Source organism: Arthrobacter sp. 10N43, from assembly GCF_056394525.1.
Window position 1 is genome coordinate 1 of the sequence record NZ_JBFTIA010000051.1, and the last position, 362, is coordinate 362.

General features: G+C 66.3%; 1 protein-coding gene. It reads right to left on the reverse strand.

Features of this window, described 5'->3' with window-relative positions; all coding sequences use genetic code 11:
* Window positions 1–313 (reverse strand): hypothetical protein (locus tag AC1DDO_RS23060; protein ID WP_476972854.1); only part of this gene is annotated, 313 nt, incomplete at its 3' end.
* Window positions 314–362: the final 49 nt, after the last annotated feature.

Genomic DNA, 362 nt, shown 5'->3' on the forward strand with positions numbered 1-362 from the left:
GGCTTACGATCGCCATAAGACGGACGGCTATCGCCACCGAAGCTGCGCTGGCCTCCACCTTCACGCGGGGCACGATCACCGTAAGGCTTACGCTCACCGCCGGCGCCGCCGCTGTACGGCTTACGCTCACTGCCCCCGAAACCACGCTGATCCCCGCCCTCACGCGGGCCGCGATCACCATAGGGCTTACGGTCACGATCGCCACCACCGCTATACGGCTTACGATCGCCATAAGACGGACGGCTATCGCCACCGAAGCTGCGCTGGCCTCCACCTTCACGCGGGGCACGATCACCGTAAGGCTTACGCTCACCGCCGGCGCCGCCGCTGTACGGCTTACGCTCACTGCCCCCGAAACCACG